The sequence below is a fragment of the Rahnella sp. AN3-3W3 genome (assembly GCF_003263545.1).
GTDB classification, from domain to species: domain Bacteria; phylum Pseudomonadota; class Gammaproteobacteria; order Enterobacterales; family Enterobacteriaceae; genus Rahnella; species Rahnella variigena.
Genome location: NZ_JYDG01000066.1, coordinates 22,829 through 42,301, shown reverse-complemented (window position 1 = coordinate 42,301; position 19,473 = coordinate 22,829). Strand labels below are relative to the sequence as shown.

Sequence of the window (19,473 nt, the reverse complement as noted above, 5' to 3'; positions counted from 1 at the left end):
AAATCTGCTTAAGCTCCGGGAGCAAAAAATTATTTAAACTGTGCCTGATTAAAAATCAGCGAGCCGTCGGCCAGCATATAGACGCCGGAAAGGTCTTTGCTTTTGCCGACCAGATTGTCCGGTACGCCGAGATAGGCCACCGGTGCATCCGCCCACAACAATTTCTGGGCATCGGCATACGCCGCTTTGCGTTTTTCGACGTCAGCGGTTTGCAGACCGGCGGTGATCGCCGCATCCACCTGTTTGTTGCTGTAATAAGAGACGTTATACGCCGACGGGATCCAAGATTCGGTGGCAAACAGCGGACGCAACGCCCAGTCTGCATCGCCGGTCGAGGCCGACCAGGCGCCGTAATACATTTCTACTTTCGCCTCTGCCGGTTTCGGTGTGCTCCAAAGACGCTGCGTCAGCGTACCGGAATCCATCGGCACCAGTTTCACCCGCACGCCAATCAGGGAAAGCTGTTGTTTCAGGAACTGCGCGCTGCGGATACGGTCGGTCTTGTTCGAGCTCCACATTTCAACGTCAAAGCCCTTTTCATATCCGGCTTCTTTCATCAGCGCTTTGGCTTTGGCAATGTTATAGCTGTAATCCGGCGTGGTTTGTTTCTGATAGAACTGGACATTTTTCGGCAGCGGCGAAGTGGACGGCGATCCCAGACCGGCGAAACCGACTTTCAGCCACAGATTGCGGTCGATGGCGTAGTTAATCGCCTGACGGACGCGCACATCCGAGAACTCTTTTTTCTGCGTATTAAAGGCGATGTAATACAGATAGATGCCCGGATCCTGCGCGATATCCAGCTTCGGATCGCTTTTCACCGTATCCACCAGATCGGACGGCAACGGATAGACCGCGTCCACGCCGCCGGATTTCAGTTTTGCCACCTGTGTGGAATCTTCCGGCGTCGGATACAGCGTGACGGAATCCACTTTCGGCCAGCCTTTCTGCCAGTAGTTGTCGTATTTCACCAGCTTGACGTCTTTACCCTGCTGCCATTCCACAAACTTGAACGGGCCGGTGCCGACCGGATGCACACTCAGATCCTGCTCATTCGGATATTGTTTCAGGGATGCCGGGCTGTGCATGACCGCAGAAGGATGCGCGAGGGTGTTGATCATCGCGCCGAACGGTTTGTTGAGGGTGATTTTCACCTGGTACGGGCTGACGGCTTCGACGGATTTAATCATGCTGAACAGCGAGTTACGTTTCAGGTGACTGGCCGGATTAGCCAGACGATCTAGGTTAGCTTTTACCGCGTCGGCGTTGAAGGGCGTACCGTCCTGGAAGGTCACGTCGTGGCGCAGATTGATGATAAATTCGGTGGCATCGCTGTTACTGGTGTAATCGGTCGCCAGCACCGGCACGACGGCCATCTTGCTGTCGAACTGGAACAGGCGTTCAAAGATGCCGCTCTGAATGGAATAACTCAGCGTATCGGTGGTGTCGTGCGGGTCGAAACCAGTCACGTCCGCATACATGGAAATACGCAAATCTTTGGCCTGAGCGGACGCCGCAAAGCAAAGCGCCAGTCCGGCGGCAAGCAGGCTCTTACGCAGTAAAGTCGAATGCATGGTGTTCTCCTGTGTGTCCCAAAAAAGAAAGTTGAGTTATCCCTGTGCGACCCAGTGATGTTCACTGACGCGGGAATATTTGAGTTTTTCTATCTGTACACCCGCCGGATGCACCGGCGATTTCACTTCCACATCATCGAACTGACGCAACGCACGCTGCGTCGGATCCGCCACCGGCACCGAACTGAGCAGGCGTCGGGTATAGGAATGTTGAGGATTACTAAACACCGCATCGCGGGGACCAATCTCCACAATCTGTCCGCTGTACATCACCGCTACGCGGTTGGCGATACGCTCCACGACGGCCATGTCGTGCGAAATAAACAACCACGCCACGCCGGTATCGCGCTGTAAATCCATCATCAGGTTGACTACCTGCGCCTGAATCGACACATCCAGCGCCGACACCGCTTCGTCAGCAATAATCACCTGCGGCTGCAACGCCATCGCGCGGGCAATGGCGATACGCTGACGCTGTCCGCCGGAGAATTCGTGCGGATAACGCCGCGCATGGGAAGGTTCAAGACCGACGCTTTTCAGCAACTGATTCACTACAGGCGTGGCATCAGCCAGTGACTTTTTCAGGCCGTGCAGTAACAAGGGTTCGGCAATGGAAAAGCCGACGGTCAGACGCGGATTGAGTGAAGCGTAGGGATCCTGAAACACCATCTGGATCTGACGGCGCACCGCCTGAAACGGCGTGTCGCGCATCAGGGTAATTTCTTTGCCTTCGAGATGAATGCTTTCGGATTCACTGCCGACCAGCCGTAAGATTGCGCGGCCTGTGGTGGATTTCCCGCAGCCACTCTCGCCCACCAGCGCCAGCGTTTCGCCCGGCCAGATGGAGAAATCAATTTGCTCAACGGCATGGACTTCTTTGGTCACGCGTGACAATACGCCGGAACGGATCGGATAGCAGACGCGCAACCCGCACACGTCGAGCAGCGGTGGCGCAGCATAATCAGCGGTTTTCTGGTCGTCTTCCGCTGGCGGAATGTGAGGCAGATCACCTGCAACCGATTGCTTTTCGGGCGAAATATTTTGACCGGTTTTGGCGGCTAACAGCGGGAAGCGACGCGGCCATTTCAGCCCCTGCATATCACCCAGTTTCGGTACGGCGGCCAGCAATGCGCGGGTATACGGATGCTGGGCGTTGGCGAAAATCTCGGTCACGCTGCCCTGCTCCACGACTTTGCCCTGATACATCACCACCACACGATCGGCGATTTCCGCCACCACGCCCATGTCATGCGTAATGAACAGAACCGACATCTCGGTGCCCTGTTGCAGGTCGCGCAGAATTTGCAGAATGCGCGCCTGCACCGTGACATCCAGCGCGGTTGTTGGTTCGTCGGCAATCAGCAATGCCGGATCACAGGCCAGCGCCTGCGCAATCATCACCCGCTGACGCATACCGCCGGAAAGTTCGTGCGGATAACATCTGAGGATGCGTTCGACGTCAGGAATGCGAACCTGTTTCAGCAATTCACGGGCTTTATTCAGCGCCGTGGCTTTACTGGCGATGCCATGATCCAGCAGCCCTTCGGTCAGCTGATCGCCAACGCGCAGCACCGGATTGAGCGAGGTCATCGGCTCCTGAAAGATCATCGACATTTCCTGACCGCGCAGCTTCCGGCGTGATTCTGCGGACATCGACGTCAGCGCATGACGCGTGCCGTTACGGCCAAAAAATTCGATACTGCCCGCGTCAATGTGCGCCGAATCCGGCAGCAGCCCCATGACGCTCAGTGAGGTGACGGACTTACCAGATCCGCTTTCGCCGACCACCGCCACCACTTCACCTTTATTCACCGAGAAGGAAACGCCTTTCAGCGCCTGCGTTTTGCCTTGCCGGCCGGAAAACGTCACCGACAAATCGTTAATCTGCAAAATGGGCACTGTCATCAATAAACGCCTCCTTTATAGGCTGAACTGTTAAAGCCAGACTTCACCGTTTTCATAACGCAATGCCGGTTCGGCATCCTGCGACAGCCAGATTGGCCCGTCGAGATCGACACGTTCCGCCTGCACCGCCACCGGCAGCGCGGCTTCCATGGCGATGGAAGAACCGAGCATGCAACCGACCATAATCCGCAAACCGAACTGCCGCGCCACGCCGGTCATCGCCAGCGCTTCTGTCAGGCCACCGCATTTGTCGAGCTTGATGTTGATCATCTCGTAGCGGTCGCGCAGCCCTTCAATATCGGCACGCTCATGACAGCTTTCATCGGCGCAGACAGGAATGGGATGCAAACAACGCACCAGATCGTGGTCATTACCGGCAGGAAGTGGCTGTTCGATCATCGCCACGTTCAATTCATGCAGCGCCTCAAACACACTGCCTAGATCTAAACCCGACCAGGCCTCATTCGCGTCTACCACCAGCGTGGCGTGTGGCGCAGCGGCGCGGATTGCCGCCACTTTCTCTATTATCTGCTCGCGGTCGAGTTTGATTTTCAGCAACTGCGCGCCACCGGCAACGGCCACTTCTGCCGCTTTCGCCATATTTCCCAGTGAATCCAGGCTCAGTGTTTCCGCGGTAATCACGGAAACAGGCTTCGGCATATCAAGCAGTTGCCACAGGTCTTTGCCCTGTTTTGCCGCATCAAGACGCCACATTGCACAATCGAGGGCATTACGCGCCGATCCCATTGGCAACGCCTGCTGTAATGCGTCGCGGCTCAGCCCCTGTTCCACCTGCGGGCGGATAAGCTCAAGTTGTTCGCACACGCTTTGTGGCGATTCCTGATAACGGGCGGTCGGCGTGCATTCTCCGACGGCGGTAAATTCGCCGTCGGTCAGGGAAACGCGCACCACCGTGACAGCGGTGCGTGTACCACGGGAAATCGCAAACGGCTTTGCCAGCGGCAGTTCGACGGACTGGAAAGTCATCTGAGTCATCAGCCGTTGTCCTTAATCCATTGCGCGATATTTTTGATGCCAAAACGCACCGGGTCAGTGGCAGGCACGCCGAATTCTTCGCTGATTTCAGCCAGCGCGATTTTCGCTTCTTCTTCGCTGACAGCCGACGTATTCAGCGAGAAACCGGCGATTTTGACATCCGGGCTGGTGAGGCTGGCAGCCGCCAGATTGGTATCAAGGCACTGACGCAGCGTTGGCATAAACTGGTGTGGCAGATGGCGCATATGCTGGCGACCAAGCTCATGACACATCACCAATAAATGCGCCTGCGCGCCGTGGATAAGCCCCATGCTGACACCGGCAAAAGACGGGTGATACAGCGAGCCCTGACCTTCGATGATGTCCCAGTGATCGTCGTCATTGGCCGGAGACAGCGCTTCAACCGCGCCGGAAATAAAATCGGCAATCACTGCATCAATCGCAATGCCCGCCCCCGCCACCAGCACACCGGTCTGGCCGGTTGCGCGGAAATCGGCTTTTAAATCCAGTTCACGCATGGCCGCTTCCAGCGCCAGCGAGGTGTACATTTTGCCGACCGAACAATCGGTACCGACGGTGAGAATACGTTTACCGCTGCGTTTTTTGCCGGTGCCGGTATCGAGTTCCGGTTGCATGTGACGCACGTCAAACAGCGCTACATGATGCTCTTTAGCCAGTTCAACCAGCTCAGGAATGTCGTTCAGCCCCTGATGCAGGCCGTTGGCGACGTTAAGCCCGGCGCGGATCGCCGCTTTGATCGAATCCAGCCAGTGTGTCGGTAATTTACCGCCGGAGTTCGCGGTGCCCAGCACCATGGTTTTCGCGCCCTGCGCTTTGGCCGTTTCGATGTCGAGTTCGGGCAATCCCAGTGACACAGAATCCGTCGCCAGACGAATTTGCCCGACGCAGGCTTCAGGACGCCAGACGTGAATGCCACGCGCGGTTTTCGCGGCCAGCGGATCCATCACATCACCAAGGAATAAAAGATACGGCTTTGGAATTTGCTGCATGTCAGTTTCTCCGGGATTCTTTTTTTAATGGGTTTTAATAAGACCCGGTCAATATTCCACGGGAGAAAGCAGCTGACGAATACTTGTTTGGCCTTGGGGTATAACCTGCGGCTATAGGTTTAGCTGCATGAATTTATTATGGTTATTTGAAAATGAGGAACGCGGTCAGGGAGGGAGAAATGACAGGCACAAAAAAAGGCAGAGCCAATGAAACTCTGCCTTTGCGATTACCTTTTTCAGACACAGAATGGGGTAATAATTTAGTTCACTAAGTTAGAAGCGGTAAGTCAGTGCTACAGCAACGATGTCATCAGAGCTTACGCCCAGTTTGTTGTTGTCATCGATCTGGTTGATCATGTAGTCAACATAGGTGTACATGTTTTTGTTGAAGTAGTAAGTCGCCCCGATTTCGAAGTATTTAACCAGATCAGCGTCGCCAACGCCTTCAACATCTTTCGCTTTGGACTGTACGTAACCGATTGACGGACGCAGACCGTTTTCGAACTGGTACTGTGCCACTAACTCATAACCCTGAGTTTTGTTCGCGTAGCCGCCTGGGATTGGTGCCAGGTTACGGGTTTCGTTATACATCGCAGACAGATAAATCTGGTTAGCATCGTATTTCAGAGCCGTTGCCCATGCAGACGCTTTATCACCGCCGCCGATAGCGGAGTCACTTTGTGCGTTAGTACGGTCAGATGAAGAACCTGCGATAACAGCACCGATGCCGGAACCTGCGATATCTTCATAATCGATGGATGCGCCGTAACCGTCGCCGTTAGCTTTAGTAGATGCACGACCGTCGCCTTCGTTTTTACCCTGGTATTGCAGGGCAATGTTCAGGCCAGTGACCAGACCGAAGAAGTCCTGGTTACGGTAAGTGGCCAGGCCGCCTGAACGACCTACCATGTAGTTATCGGAGTTAGCGGTATCACCACCAAACTCTGGCAGCATATCGGTGAAGCCCAGTGCGTCGTAAACCACACCGTAGTTACGGCCGTAGTCGAAAGAACCGAAATCTTTCACTTTCAGGCCAGCAAAGCCCAGACGGGTTTTGTTACCCAGGTCGCCCTGAGATTCTGCATGGTTAGCCTGAATGTTATATTCCCACTGGCCATAACCGGTCAGTGTGTCGTTAATTTGAGTTTCGCCTTTAAAGCCCAGACGCGCATAAGTCATGTCGCCGTCAGAACTTTTGTCATCGGAGAAATAATGCTTAGCGGTTACGCGACCGTAGAGGTCCAGTTTGTTACCGTCTTTATTATAAATCTCAGCTGCATTCGCGGTAGAACCCACTGCAATTAAAGAGACCGCTAAGGCCAACACACTGCGCTTCATCATTATTTAAGTTTCCTTGATTTTTTTATAAAGGATTTCTCATGCCCGTTCTTTTATAGGACTGAAATATCGGGCTGTGAGTATTTGTACATGTTTTAAAATACGTCTGTCTGTAAAACGATTTGAACCTTAACACTGAGCACGAAAAGTTAAAATGGAAAAGTTCGCCTCGATAAGTCTTTTTTGAGTAAAGAGTTGTAACACAATATTTCTATCATAAGGCGCTAAGCCCCTGATTATATGCGGTTTTCGCATAACAATTTGCACCATCACAGTGCATTGCACCATTAATGTGCAAGTAGTTTGTAAATTTGTAAAGTAGTTGCAAGCGGGATCACCTTTATCCAAAGGTTTTTTTCTGTTAACAATCGTTAAGGAATTAGTGCTATCTGAAAAGGCGTTGCATTTAAATAGTGCATAGCATGGTAATCATTTTGATGTGAACTTCATTATCTAATTAATAGAAAAAGCAGCCATAAGATTTTTGTACTACGCAATTTTTTGCCGATTAGGATTTTTAATAAGGATGCTGAACAAAATAAAGCCAAAATCAGAGAGGCAATAATTACCTGAGTGATTAAATTGAACGAAGTTGAATATTTCCCGTTGCCCATATTGGGTTATTTTTATTCAAAACGGGCTTTTGTTTACAACGGGCATATTAAAAGAAAGAGCATATCTCAGGCGGATCAGGAAATTTTCGGGGAACATTTTGCTGTTGAGTGGCGAGAAATCCGTAAGACGGCCCTCCCCGTTACCAGGGAGGACGCTGAAGATTAGCGGAACTGCGCGGCGTGAAGTTGTGCGTAACGACCCTGTTGAGCAAGCAGAGACTCATGCGTGCCCTGCTCAATAATACCTTCTTTATCGACCACAATAATGCGGTCGGCATTCTGAATAGTTGCCAGACGATGAGCAATCACCAGCGTGGTGCGGCCTTCAGAAAGTTCCGCCAGTGACTGCTGGATGGCCTGTTCGGTCGCCGTATCCAGTGCGGACGTCGCTTCATCGAGGATCAGGATCGGGGGGTTTTTGAGGAATATCCGCGCGATCGACAAACGCTGTTTCTGACCGCCGGAAAGCTTCACGCCCCGCTCACCAATTACGGTGTCCATGCCCAGCGGCAACGCGTCAATCACGTCATCAAGACGTGCGCGACTGGCGGCCAGGCGAATTTCCGCTTCGCTGGCATCGAGCTTACCGTAAGCAATGTTCTCGCGGATTGTCCCGCCAAACAGGAAAACATCCTGCTGCACGATGCCGATGTTATGACGCAGCGAAGTCTGGGTCATGTCACGGATATCAATGCCATCGATGGTAATGCTGCCGCTGTCCAGCTCATAAAAACGGGGCAGCAGCGAACATAAGGTGGTTTTCCCCGCACCGGAAGGCCCGACGAACGCCAGCGTTTCTCCGGCATTAATAGAAAGCGTGATGCCGTTGAGAATTTTGCTCACCGGCGTGTAGCCGAAGACGACATTGTCGTAATGAATGTCACCGCGTAAGTGACTGACCACCTGTGCGCCCGGCCGGTCAGTGATATCCGGTGAGGTATCGATAAGCTGCGTGAAGCGTTTAAAACCGGCAATCCCTTTCGGATAGCTTTCCAGTACTGAGCTGATTTTCGCCACTGGTCGGAAAAACACTTCCACCAGCAACAGGAAACCGACAAATCCGCCATACGTTAGCTGGTCATTAATCACATACCAGGTTCCGGCGATCATCACGATGATCTGCACCAGACGGGTACTGAGGTAACTCAGCGTCAGACTTGCGGTCATGATTTTGTAGGCTTTCAGCTTAGTGATGCGGTAGTTATTGTTATCCGACGCAAACAGCTTTTGCTCATGATCTTCGTTGGCAAAGGCTTTCACCACGCGAATACCACCGATGCTTTCTTCTATACGTGCGTTGAAATTACCCACCATCCCGAACAGGCGTCGCCAGGTGTCGGTCATCTGCGCGCCATAACGGCTGACCATCCAGGTCATTGCCGGAACAATAATGATGGTCATCAGCGCCAGCTCGACATGTACCGTCGCCATCAGGATAAACGCACCGATAAAGGTCATCACTGCGATGAACACATCTTCAGGACCGTGATGCGCAATCTCCCCCACTTCTTCCAGATCTTTGGTGACGTGGGTAATGATGTGACCGGTTTTGGTGTTGTCGTAATAACGGAAAGACAGTTTCTGTAAATGGCTGAACGCCTGAGCACGCATGTCAGTTTCAATCCCGACGCCCAGCGCGTGTCCCCAGTAGTTCACAATCGCCATCAGTAAGGTGTTGATCACATAAATCAGCAGTAAACCGACGGTCGCGCCAATGATCAGCACCCAGTCGTGTGCGGGCAGCAACTTATCAATAAAGGTTTTGATCGCCATCGGGAAACCCAGTTCCAGTAACCCGGCCAGAATGGCGCATCCGAAATCCAGGAAGAACAGCTTTTTATAAGGAACGTAATAAGAGAAGAAACGGCGGAGCATCAGGCATCCTCATAGAAACGACCCGAAGGCGGGCAAGTCCGTCAGTCTAAATGAAAATGGTTATCGATAAAGATAATTTTAGACCCGCCCCGCCGGAAGACCGTTTTCACAGAAGTTTGCGTACACCGTTTAAAATCACGGCAAAGGCCGCATTCAGTGCCTGCCAGGCGATCTCCTCGGTGATCGCTTCATAGGTCGCCAGCACCGCCACAAAGGTGGATTTCTGTGTCGCCAGCAAAGATTCATATTCTCCCGACCGGAAACTGCCTTTACCTTTTTCAATCTCCCAGGTCAGCTGAAGTAAGGCTTCAATCTGCGGGACGGCACTGTTTGCCACCGTATTCCAGTTTGTCCCCAGTGAAGCTTTTGCGGCCGCAATAGCCCTGTCTTTAACATCAAAAATATCACTCATCGTATTCACCTTTATTATTTATTGACTGCTTCTGTACCATTTTTTAATACCAGCTCATAGGTCAGCATCGACTGCATAATCACAGCAACCTGTTTACGCTGAAGAGTGATATACGCCGGAGAATCCTGTTGCGAACAATGCTGCCTTTTATATTTAATCTGATAGAAGATATTTCTCAGGCCAGACATCTGCTGTTCAATAGCAGGATTGTTATTTAAGATTTTGGTGCGGGATTCAATCAGTGCTAAATCCGTTTCAGCGGAATTAAAGAACGCACTGTCGGGTTCCGAAAGGGGGGAAATCAGCAAAAGCGGTTGCCCTGCGACCACGGGCGCCGCATGGCAGGCGACAACCGGCGAGGCGGGTTGCGTATTGTCAGTCATTGCCTGCGCAGTCCAGGCCACAAATTGACGGTCGGCTTTAACCTGGAAGTCAGTAATTTGTTTATCTAAAGCGGGATCATACTGATGCGTGGAACAACCGGTGATCGTCATTACGACAATAAAAATCGCGATCCCGGTTTTCATTATTGATTTCAAAATGCCTCTCCTGTGACTGATTCCGAAGGTGGACATTATTCCATTGTCCCTGCCATCAAAAATTAGTCACAAGAGAAGACCGGCGCAACCGGTCAGTTAATCATTTCCCATCAAATGCTAAGGTCATTTTTATCATTAAAATAAAAAACATGCGGATGATTATTTTAATTTCTGGCTGGCTTGCCATCGCGTACCATTATCATTGATAACGTCGTATTCCACTTTATCTGACAGGTTTTTCCCTGCCGGAATTTCCACCCGCTCTGAAGTGAAAGGCGCCACCATCACACCGGGTAAATCCGTCTCTCCCGAACGAAGTGAAGAAAGCGTCAGGTGCCACGGCATCGGATTTTGTATCAAGAGTGTTTTACTGCCCGACTCACGGTCGATGCTGAACTGCAATTTCTGTGCATCACTTTCCTTAAGCTCCCCCACTTTTTCTGGCCTGATAAACACCTTCATGCGGATTTTTAACGGCAGCACGACGCGTTTTTCATCTTTATGCTGTGTTTCGGTATTTGGCGGAATTTGATAAATATTCAGCCAGTAAAGACTTTCGCGATCCTGTGGCAGACTTCCGGCTGAAACCATCAACAGCCGGATATTGCGCATTTCCCCCGGTTTCATTTTAAATACCGGCGGATTGATCACAACCGGCGTATGGACCTTATCCGGGCTCACCGTAGGGTCTCCGTTATCTGTCCAGACCTGCACCACTACCGGTTCTTTCTCGGAATTCACTAATGACAGTGATTCCGCGATACTTCCCGAGTTGAACACCACGCGGGTCTTTTCCGCATTAACCACCGCGCTGGCGTGAAACGCCGTGCAACCGAGCATAATCCCCGCCGCAACGGTGACTTTATTGAAAACTGACCACCACTTGTAACTGCGCATTGACGCTCCCCGCTGTCACTGTTTCGCCACTGATTGCCTCCAGAGACGCCGTAAAATTTCCGGTGTACGTGGTGACACCGTCCGTAGAGTCGCCCTGACTGGTAGTCAGATCTTTATAGGCGTACCAGCCGCCCGCATTTCCAGTCGCGGTAGTTGTTTTCGACAACAGATTCAATGCCGTGCCACTTTCGTTATAAATACGAATCCCCACACCGGATGCAACACCAGAGCTACCATAATTGGTATCAAGTAAATAAGTCACACCGTTAGTTGACGTCAGGCCTAAATTACTCGCGGCTGTAACCGCTGTAGCCTCATTAACTAAGAATCCCATCGCAACATTGGCTGATGTCGTTGTAGATGCACTCACACTGGATACGGCTGTATCTTCACAGCTTAAAGTTATACTAAATGACTGTTGGCTGACCTCACCATTAACTATTTCCGGGACACTGATTGAGGGCAATATAACTATGGTTGGATAATCTTTAACAGAACACATTGCTCCCCTGACAAATGTAACCCCCCGATAGAGTGAAAAGGCACCAGGCCAATTTGCATACCATCCGGAAGTTCCACTGCCGCCATCGGATGAGAGACCATCAGCAAGTGAAGCGCTAATCCCTGGCCCTTGAAATGCAATATATCCAGCCGGGCCAGCATAACTATAATAATACGCATTTCGGGAGTTAGTAGAATTCCTATAGTAAGTTGTATCGTTGATTTTAAATAGTTCAGCGTATACATCACTGAAAGCACTGGCTGGAATATAAATATAAGTACTATCTTGCACCCAGTCGTCGGACGTCAACGTTCTTGACTGCCAATATTTTGAGAAGTAATTTCCAGTTTTAACGTTAGTCAGACGAATTGCAACATTTGCCATGGCTGTATAATAAGCCCCCTCAACTTCTTCCGTTTCGTATCGACCGCCAGTGTCATCATCACCATTCGTTGCGTAGAATTCCAGCAGGGAACCTGCATCGGCAAGTGCACAGCGATATAATATTTGGTTGGCAGCATATCCCGTACTGTAGCCACCGGTGAGGAACGTTGCCGTACTACTTGCGAGCAGTGTTCCGGAAGGCGTGAAGGATGAAGTACTTAAACTAATCGTTGCGGGGAATCCCAGATTGCCTGAATTAGCATCTGATCCCCCGGACCAACTCGTGGCAGTATATCCCGCAGCAATAATTTCACTGGATAACCATGAGGTGCTTGTAACTCTGTAACAGGTAGCATTAGATGGAATGGATACCGTTAACAGCATAAGCATAAAAAAAATTTTTAATTTAAGCATAAGTTTATTCCAGAATCACATTTCACATGGCAAGGTTAACTGAACAAATTCATTATCTTCAGTTGCTGCTGGCAGCTGATAATTAATACGACATTGTTCTAAATCACTTTCCCCCCAGGAAACAAATAACACTCCTGAACGCTCGTTAATTCGTGCATAAATTTGCCCTGCCTGTCCGACCATGCCTAAATTCGTACCGTCCTTATCAGTTACATCTGCACCCATCGGGATCATTCGATTATTTTTCAGCGTTGAATTAATCAATACCTGCTGGCCAAACACGGTTTCAAAATTAATCTGCACGATGGCTCCGGCATAGGGTACAACACGCTGGCTTCCTCCCTGAATATCCACTTTGGAATCTAAGCCTTTAGGATCCAGACTTACCTGGTTATAACGGTAAGGGGATAAAGACGGCATAATGGCATATCCAAAACTGTCTATTTTTGCGCCCTGCCCGTTTTTAATCTCTGCCCCTTTGGCGCCTTTGGCTTTCACCAGCGCAAACGTATCACTGACATAAGGTCCGTAGGTTACTCCCCCCGGATGAATAAGCAGCGTACCCGATGTACCCAATCCATACTGTTTATAACCCGTGCCCTGCGAATAAGATCCACGGAACGTTCCTTTAGAGGTATTTTGTTGCAGTGAACCACCCCAGGTCATTTTATTACCGTTTTCCTGGTAATTTTCTACACCGCTGTATACAGAATAAGAAGAATTACTTTTCTCACCGAAGCTGCCCGATACGCTGGTAGTCGCGGACTCAGAGCTTTTATTTTTCGCCACGTTGAATGCTACATTCGAACGTGAATCCCCCCAGTCCAGCGGCATTGAGAAACCGATTGAAATGGTGTTCTCTGTATATTTCTGACGATTATCACTGTTATCCACTTCACTGTAGTAGTTGCTGCGGGTACTGTAACTGGTGCGCTGTCTGCCAATGTTGATGTTATAACTGATCTTTTTAAAGCTATTGCTGTAGCCCAGCTGCATCTGAGTAATACGTGAATTATTACTGTAATAATCTGAAGTGCTGGCATTCAGCGAAAGTGACCCGAATGTATTAAAACTTTGGGCGATGGTCGCGCTGAACTGATTTTTCTGATTCAACGTATCCGAATAGTAAGTGGTGGTATTTTCAGCGGCCCGCCTTACACCCAGCACATCCTGCAAATCACGGAAACCTTTAGTCGAGTAGCGGTATGCCGCCAGCGTCAGATTAGTGCCGGTTGTAAAGGTTTTGCTGTAACTGGCTTCCGCACGCCAGCCGGATTGGGTTTTATTATTTTCAGCGACGGCATATGAATAAGTGGTATTGAGTCCGATAGTCCCAAATTGTGTTGCCATGACGCCACCCAGCAAATATGCCTCGTAGTCTTTCGCCAGACGAATACCGGCATTACCCGTGAATCGATTGCTTATCCCCCGTTGCAGGACACCTTCTACAAATTCATTATCCACACTGTAATACTGCCGCACTTTCCCAAGGGTAAGTTCATAGTTCCATGAGCCAGGGCGAATAGAATCTGGCACCGCAGAATAGGGAACGGTAAAAGAGGATGTCTGCCCGTTAGCTTCAATGACCGTGACCTGAAGATCGCCCTGGCCTTTGGTATTAGACAAATCGTCGATTACAAAGGGACCTGGCGAAACCACGGTTTCATAAATGGTTTTTCCGAGCTGGCTGACCACAACGCGCGCAGTGGTACTGGCAACGCCGCGAACTTCTGGCGCATAGCCGCGTTTACCCTGAGGCATCATTCGGGTATCACTGGCGAGTTTGACGCCATTGAAAGACAGGCTGCCAAACAGGCTGCTGTTGGTATAACTGTCACCCAGCGTCACCAGGGAATTAATTGATGGCAGAGGTCGCTGTGCATTGGTGCGCACGCTGGTCCATTTATGACTGGTGCGACCGTTATTATCGGTATAGCGCAGATTTGACTGATTTCTTAATTGCCAAAGACCAATATTGGTGCCGCTGTTCAGTCCGCTCCACAGATTTTTAGTTTTATAACCACCGGTGCTACTGGTCTCATAATAGTTGGTATTGTGCTTAACAAATAACCCCAGGCCGCCGCTGTCCCACTGAGATACCGGAATATAACCGCGTGGCTGACGGTAAAGTAAGCTCTGCGGGATCAGCAGTTTCAGTTTCTGCGTTGACTGTTCCAGTTCCCATGATGAGGCTTTTGAGAGATCGGAAAACCACATACACTGTTTACCAACAGGTATTAAGCTGACTGCGTCCACTTTTAACTGAATCAGTTTTATAGCTTCAGCATTCAGGCAAGGCTGAACAGCGACATTATCACCCTCAGATTTACGGCTAAAGGTGATCTCAGTATTTTCTTTAACGAGCTTATTATTGACATAGAGATCTACGCGATAGGTTCCCGCATCCGCCGAGACAATTTTTTCGTTAAGTTTATCCAGATTCACTGATACGCCAGAACCCTGCAGCAAGCTGGGATCAAAATAGAAATCTTCAGCTAACGCCATGGGAATGTAAGTAGAGAGAATACATAAAGTTAATAGCGATGGCGTCAGTATTTTATGATTAGTGACTAATCTCATATTCATGGCTTATCCTTGCACCCTGATCATTGAGATAATCGACAATAACTGTCGCTCCTTTAATATCCTGGTTTTTTTTGAACAGAACACTTCCTTTAGAAAATGGTGCAATCATTTCCGCTTTTTGTTTGTAAACCTGTTTTCCGTGTTTAATTCTCACATCAATCACTGATGCATAAAATGGGGAGTTATTTTCAATGTTGATAACTGTCCCACCATTTTGTAACTGAGAATTGACATTAATTTTATCAAAAAATGTTTTACTTCCGGAGGCAATGGCAACGGGTCTGTAAAAAACCTTCACACGGTTTTTTAACATGATTAGCATTTTATTCTTTTGCTTAGCACTTTCTTCACCCGCATTCACCGGGGGTATTTGCAGAAAATTAAAGTAAAAAACAGATTCCCGGTCCTGCGGCAAATTTCTGCTGCCATTAAAGGCAATACGGAGCACCTGTCCGCCGTTTGCTGCAATTCGAAAGAGTGCCGGCGAAGCAAAAAACGGAGCCTTACCTGTTGTGGGTGTTGACTCAGTATCTCCATCATCCAGCCATGTTTGCACCGCATAAGGAATGATATCTTTATTACGAAATTCAACGTCTACTGAAGCGTTATCTGAGGGATAAATAATCCGGTTGCCAATCATAGTGACACTGGCAGATGCCATTACAGAGAGTAGTGATAATATTAACAACAGAAATAGACCAGTTGTTTTTCTAATCAGATTGCGATTATTAAACATATGAACATTAAACTCATAATTTTTTCGGATATCAGTGGCACGCCGCATGATATAAAATAAGATGGCAGCGTTCTGCCATCTTGCGATTATTTAACGCTTACTGATAAGTCACTGCATATTGCAGTGAAGCCGCAACAGTACCTGCTGTAGCAACATCAGTCGCATAATATTGAGCGGTATATGTCGCGGTCGAAGCAGTGTCACCTGCAGCTAAAGTCAGATCGCCTTCGGCCGTATAGGTTGAACTTAAGTCAATCTCAGTGCCTTTTGTATCCAGAATTTGAACTGTTACGTTTTCTGCTGTACCAGTATTACCTAAAGTGCCATTTGTCGTTTCAACCAAATTGCCGACAAATACCGTGCTAATAGCTGTTGAGTCAGTACTACCTGTGCAACCGCTCACACCCATTTCGAACGTTGTCGCGCCCGCTACGTCACCTGACGCAGATAAATCAGACGTTGAGACAGTAGGTAATAAAATAATTGGCGCAGTGTCATTACCATTTACGGTCAATGAACAGGTTTCATCGGTGACTTCGCCCTGAAACGAAATAGTGTTATCAGATACAGCAGACGCCGTCATTGAATAACCCGCTACCAGCAAACCACAAGCCACTAAAATTTTCTTATTCACGTCTTTTCTCCGTTAGATTAATTTCCTTCTGGCAGGTCCCATAGCGGGTTGCGCTGCCAGTGCCAGTCACTATAAAGTCACGAGCTTTTTCGGCAATCAATCTCGTCAAAAACGCATAAATTAGTGAATTATTCTTCTGATGTGAGTTATTTAAAACACTAACTCACTAAATTGATGTAGATCCGCTTTCCTGGCAGAGAAATAATCTGCAATTTTCATTAACATCTAGAAAACATTTCCCATCTTTACGATTTCCTAACTAGGAATATTCTAAATATAATTAAACGATTACCTATAAACTGCGTCATTAAGATGATTAACAGATCGCAAAATAATCATTCGGCGTGTTATTTAACCGGAAGATATCAATTACAACCAGATTGAATATTTTCAGAATGATGTTTATGTCAGGACTGAGTAAATATTGATGTCGCTCAAGAATCACCAAAAACGTTCAAAAGGGAAAACCATGGCGACATTGATGTGCTTTAGACAAGCAGATGCGAGATAGAAGATGGAAATCATGAGAGATGAAAATAAAGCGGATTGAACAGATGATGGAGGTACAAAGATAAAAGGGGCACAAGGCCCCTGTCTGACACGCTCAGGAAGTGATTTTATCAATATCCACCGGCCTGCCGTAAAACCAGCCCTGTCCGACAATGCGTGGATATTCTTTCAGGAAGAAGTCCGCCTGATGCTGTTCTTCTATTCCTTCCACAATAATGGTCGCACCGGTCTGGGCGAGCATTTCCAGCATCATTTTCAGCATTTTGAAACTGACTGACTGGCTGCCAATAGAATCGGTGAAGATCTTGTCAATCTTAATAAAATCAAACGATAACTTGCTCAGATAATCCAGATTGGAATAACCGGTACCGAAATCATCCAGCGCAATGCGGTAGCCGTAATCTCTCAGCCGGGCTAATGACTCTTTGAGCAGCCGATGGTCTGCCGTCGAACGTTCCGTGATTTCTAAGACGATTTGCTTACGGTGAAGCCTGCTTTTATCGACCTCTTCTTCGAGAAACACCCTGAAATTTGCCTCAGTCACATCCGCGGTAGTGATGTTAATACTCACAAATAAAGCGTTATTCTCCCGCAAGTGTGGTGCGATTTCTGTCAGCGTCCGCGTGACGACAGACCGGGTGAGCGCCTTAATCTGATGTGTCGACTCAGCCAGTTTGATAAATACATCCGGTGGTATATTGTCGCCGTTTACCTCTTTCCAGCGGGCCAGCGCTTCGTATCCAATCACCCTGCCGGTAGCAATATCCACAAAGGGTTGATAGTTGATATAAATGTCATCCCGGCTGATCGCCATCCTGAGTTTATTCTGTAATGAACGGGTATTACTGATGTATTGCAGGAGTGCGAAAGTAAACATTCCACCGGCTGCTAATGCTGCAAGAATAATAAATACTGTCGCCGTGGCTGAAAGGGAGAAAAGTCCGATCTGTGTGTTTCTGGCCATCACGCAAATATCATATCGTTTACTGCATTCCGTGAACCGGGCTTTGTGCCACCACGCAAAACCTTGGATTTCGTTAACATCCCGCACCAGTCCGGCGGTATCGCCAAAAAGCCTGAAGACATGGTCGTGCCGGTGGTTGATCAGCACGGCACCGAAGCCGTTATACGGAACATAAATGTCACGAAATGCGGCCGGTGTCGGGAAAAGCAGAACGTTCTTCGATTCCATCATATCGGCGGTGATCCGCGGGTCTACCATGCCGCTGAAGGATGTCCATATGCGCTGACCATAACGGGTGATGGCATCGGGCACCGACATCGTCACCGGCTCCGGTAAACGGCCGCGCATCGCCGTACATTTCAGCTGGTGATCACGGATGTAGCCAATGTCTGAGATAAATACCGAGGTAAATGAGAGATAACGAATTTCATCAAGAAATTTATCACTGCATGTTTCATCGCGTATGGCATTCACTTTACTGACGATTTTACCGGACTCATCAGCAACTTCCAGTCCGCGCGTCATGATGTGTCGGGCATAGGAAGCCAGATAGTCGCGATCATACGTCGCGATAACGAGATGTGTGACAATCAGGATAAATGTGGCTACCAGCAAGGTACCTGACAGAAATAATAAAGGCCGGCCAACAGATTTTGCGGTTTTCATGGTGTGCCTGAAATGAAAGTGTTTATACGGTATTATTTTAAAGAAACCGGCGGATACTCGCCAAACTTGCTTCCGGCAAGTGCCATGAACTGACTGAATGCCACATTATTACTCACTTTCAGTTTATCCATAATGATGTGCTTCACCCGGCTGATGCGTCGATATTGGGTTTTCATTTTCGTCGCAATTTCAGTAATGCTCATTTGCTGGCTGAACATAATCAGCACTTCCCATTCATAATCGCTTAGCATTTCGAAATCGTAACGAAGTTTTCTGTCTTCGTAAAAGAGTACGCTCACCATGCTCGTTGCATTAAGGATTTGCGCTGCGGAAGCACGACAGCCCTCAACACCTAATTGTTTCATATAGATAGCATCTGCATTACTCTGAATCAGTAAAGCAGGAATTTCTATTTCAGTATGAATAATCATATCAATGGCGGGGAATTGTGCTTTAAGTTTTCTTAAGAAATCCAGGCCTTCAATAATAGACGTATTGACATCATAAACCTCACTGAAAACCACATCCAATTTTCGCAATTCCAGCAAAGACTTGAGGGATATGAAATTAGAAAGTGTGCCTTCAATAATAATGTCACTCTCTTCTCTCAGGATCTGCGACATTACATCACTGACCATCGAAAGTGGTTCCATAATTGCCACTTTCTCTCTTCTTTTCCACGCCATTAATTATTCCTTACTTTGATTAAATCCTCGCTTTATTTTATCAAGCCACTTTTGGAATTTTGATCTGGGAATAAATTTTAAGATTAGGTTAATAATTTCGAAAAAACCAGCGAGCGCGGGCAATATCCCAAATAATGTCAGATGTTTGTATTATTTCAGGATAAAAATCTGCCGGGATCCTGACTAAACAAAGTTTAAACAAGATAGTAATAGAATGGCAACTAGGAATAT

General features: G+C 48.6%; 15 protein-coding genes. All 15 read right to left on the bottom strand.

Annotated features, from left to right (window positions below; translation table 11 throughout):
* Nucleotides 1-29: 29 nt before the first annotated feature.
* Nucleotides 30-1,574, bottom strand: coding sequence for a glutathione ABC transporter substrate-binding protein (locus UC15_RS18020; protein WP_112289849.1), 1,545 nt, complete (start codon nucleotides 1,572-1,574; stop codon nucleotides 30-32).
* Nucleotides 1,575-1,610: 36 nt separating this feature from the next.
* On the bottom strand, nucleotides 1,611-3,479 hold the full coding sequence (locus tag UC15_RS18015) for an ABC transporter ATP-binding protein (protein ID WP_112289847.1): 1,869 nt from the start codon (nucleotides 3,477-3,479) through the stop codon (nucleotides 1,611-1,613).
* A gap of 30 nt (nucleotides 3,480-3,509) precedes the next feature.
* Entirely contained in the window at nucleotides 3,510-4,475 is a 966-nt protein-coding gene (gene dgcA, locus UC15_RS18010) for an N-acetyl-D-Glu racemase DgcA (RefSeq protein ID WP_112289846.1), read from the bottom strand.
* The gene (dgcN, locus tag UC15_RS18005; protein ID WP_112289844.1) at nucleotides 4,475-5,485 is read right to left on the bottom strand and encodes an N-acetyltransferase DgcN; all 1,011 of its coding nucleotides are present in this window, start codon (nucleotides 5,483-5,485) and stop codon (nucleotides 4,475-4,477) included. The genes dgcA and dgcN overlap by 1 nt, the downstream gene beginning before the upstream one ends.
* A 273-nt stretch (nucleotides 5,486-5,758) precedes the next feature.
* Complete coding sequence (locus UC15_RS18000; protein WP_112289843.1) at nucleotides 5,759-6,826, bottom strand: porin; 1,068 nt, start codon at nucleotides 6,824-6,826, stop codon at nucleotides 5,759-5,761.
* A 773-nt stretch (nucleotides 6,827-7,599) separates the two neighbouring features.
* Nucleotides 7,600-9,312: an ABC transporter ATP-binding protein gene (locus UC15_RS17990; RefSeq protein WP_112289839.1), complete on the bottom strand. Its 1,713-nt coding sequence runs from the start codon at nucleotides 9,310-9,312 to the stop codon at nucleotides 7,600-7,602.
* Between the two features lie 106 nt (nucleotides 9,313-9,418).
* Nucleotides 9,419-9,724 (bottom strand): hypothetical protein, encoded by a 306-nt coding sequence (locus tag UC15_RS17985; RefSeq protein ID WP_112289838.1) that lies wholly within the window; start codon nucleotides 9,722-9,724, stop codon nucleotides 9,419-9,421.
* Nucleotides 9,725-9,738: 14 nt separating this feature from the next.
* Nucleotides 9,739-10,263: a hypothetical protein gene (locus tag UC15_RS17980; protein ID WP_198659727.1), complete on the bottom strand. Its 525-nt coding sequence runs from the start codon at nucleotides 10,261-10,263 to the stop codon at nucleotides 9,739-9,741.
* A gap of 159 nt (nucleotides 10,264-10,422) precedes the next feature.
* Nucleotides 10,423-11,160, bottom strand: coding sequence for a fimbria/pilus periplasmic chaperone (locus UC15_RS17975; RefSeq protein WP_112289835.1), 738 nt, complete (start codon nucleotides 11,158-11,160; stop codon nucleotides 10,423-10,425).
* Nucleotides 11,126-12,460 (bottom strand): fimbrial usher protein StbD, encoded by a 1,335-nt coding sequence (gene stbD, locus UC15_RS17970; RefSeq protein ID WP_112289833.1) that lies wholly within the window; start codon nucleotides 12,458-12,460, stop codon nucleotides 11,126-11,128. The genes UC15_RS17975 and stbD overlap by 35 nt, the downstream gene beginning before the upstream one ends.
* Nucleotides 12,461-12,475: 15 nt before the next feature.
* Complete coding sequence (locus UC15_RS17965; protein WP_112289832.1) at nucleotides 12,476-15,046, bottom strand: fimbrial outer membrane usher protein; 2,571 nt, start codon at nucleotides 15,044-15,046, stop codon at nucleotides 12,476-12,478.
* On the bottom strand, nucleotides 15,024-15,782 hold the full coding sequence (locus tag UC15_RS17960) for a fimbria/pilus periplasmic chaperone (RefSeq protein WP_198659726.1): 759 nt from the start codon (nucleotides 15,780-15,782) through the stop codon (nucleotides 15,024-15,026). The genes UC15_RS17965 and UC15_RS17960 overlap by 23 nt, the downstream gene beginning before the upstream one ends.
* A gap of 97 nt (nucleotides 15,783-15,879) precedes the next feature.
* The gene (locus tag UC15_RS17955) at nucleotides 15,880-16,365 is read right to left on the bottom strand and encodes a fimbrial protein (RefSeq protein WP_112289852.1); all 486 of its coding nucleotides are present in this window, start codon (nucleotides 16,363-16,365) and stop codon (nucleotides 15,880-15,882) included.
* 655 nt (nucleotides 16,366-17,020) lie between these two features.
* Complete coding sequence (locus UC15_RS17950; protein WP_112289829.1) at nucleotides 17,021-18,556, bottom strand: EAL domain-containing protein; 1,536 nt, start codon at nucleotides 18,554-18,556, stop codon at nucleotides 17,021-17,023.
* A 32-nt stretch (nucleotides 18,557-18,588) separates the two neighbouring features.
* Entirely contained in the window at nucleotides 18,589-19,242 is a 654-nt protein-coding gene (locus UC15_RS17945) for a response regulator transcription factor (protein WP_112289827.1), read from the bottom strand.
* Between the last annotated feature and the right edge of the window lie 231 nt (nucleotides 19,243-19,473).